This is a genomic window from Bradyrhizobium sp. (assembly GCF_049798375.1).
GTDB lineage: Bacteria > Pseudomonadota > Alphaproteobacteria > Rhizobiales > Xanthobacteraceae > Bradyrhizobium.
The window spans coordinates 1-1545 of record NZ_JBARGP010000439.1 but is presented as its reverse complement, the minus strand read 5'-3'; the positions used below and the strand labels follow the sequence as shown (position 1 = coordinate 1545).

Annotated in this window: 1 protein-coding gene; it reads left to right on the top strand. The window is 64.5% G+C overall.

Annotated elements, in window-relative coordinates; all coding sequences use genetic code 11:
• Positions 1-190: 190 nt before the first annotated feature.
• Positions 191-1545, top strand: a 1355-nt coding sequence (gene istA / locus WA702_RS18285) for an IS21 family transposase (protein WP_425111940.1), incomplete at its 3' end; no start/stop codon positions are given.

Here is a 1545-nt window from a genome sequence, read left to right as displayed (position 1 = left end):
TGTCGCGCGGCGATCAGGATGGAAGAGCGCGTCAATCAAGGTGAGAGAGTTTCGCCGGGCTCGTGACGAAGGGAGGGCGTAGCCCGACCGGAGGACCGTCCCCGCCGGCGGCGTTCCTTTCGGGCCGTCTGGCGGCCGGGTGGGGTTTGCGCAAGCTGTTGATTCGTCTCGCAACGAGGGGATCGATGACTTGCCTGGCCTCCACATCACCGACCACCAGATGAGGCTATACATGAGCTACCGACGAACGTTATCGGCCGAGGCCGCAGCGGCCAAAGCCGGGTTTTCGACGGCGACCGGTTATCGGATCGAAGCCGATCCGCAACTGCCATCGCAGAAGCAGGAACCGAAGGGCCGGCGGCGGCCTGACCCGCTCGCACCCTACTGGGACGCCGAGATCGAGCCGATCCTGAAGGCAGCGCCGGGGATCCGGGCGATCGGCGTGCTGGACGAACTGCGCCGGCGGCATCCCGATCTCAATCCCAACATCCGGCGTACTCTGGAGCGGCGTATCACGGCGTGGCGCGCGTTCAACGGTCCCGAGCGGGACGTCATCTTCCGCCAGGAGCACGAGCCGGGACGACTGGGTCTATCGGACTTCACCGACACCAGCGCGCTTCGCATCACCATTGCGGGGATGACGCTCGCTCACCGGCTCTATCACTTCCGGCTTGCATTCTCCGGCTTCGCGCATGCCCATGTCGTGCTCGGCGGCGAGAGCTTCGTTGCCCTGGCGGAAGGCCTGCAGAATGCGCTATGGGCGCTCGGAGGCGTGCCCAGAGAGCATCGCAGCGACAGCCTGTCGGCGGCGTTCCGCAATCTGGCGCGTGATGCACGCGAGGATCTCACGGAGCGCTACACCGCGCTGATGAGTCACTACGGCATGGTGCCGACCCGCAACAATGCCGGCATCGCGCACGAGAACGGTTCGATCGAGAGCGCGCATGGCCATCTCAAGCAGGCACTGGAAGATGGCACGCGTGACTTCGTAGACCTTGATGCCTACCGCGCCTTCGTCGACATGGTCGTCGGCCGGCGCAACGCCAACATCGCCAAGCGGATCGCGATCGAGAAGGAGGCGCTGACACCGCTGCCCAGAGGTCGCAGCAGCGACTTCGAGGAGAAGGTGATCCGCGTGACGTCATCGGGCGGCTTCATCCTGCGCCGCGTGTTCTACACGGTGCCGTCAAAGTTGATCGGCCACCGTCTGCGCGTGCGCATCTTCGACGATCGCCTCGAATGCTTTCTCGGCACCACACGGGTCGCACTGCTGAGGCGTGGCCGGCCGATGTCGGAGACCAAGGGCAGCCATGTCGTCGATTATCGACACGTCATCCATGCGCTGCGACGCAAGCCGATGGCGCTCGCCAATCTCGTCTATCGCGATCAACTCTTCCCGCGATCAGCATATCGACGCGCGTTCGAGGCTTTGTGCGAGCGATATGACGACCGTCATGCCTGCAAGCTAACGGTCGAGCTTCTCGCCCTCGCTCACGAACGGGCCTGCGAGGCCGAGCTTGCCGATGCCATCGCTACCGATCTCGA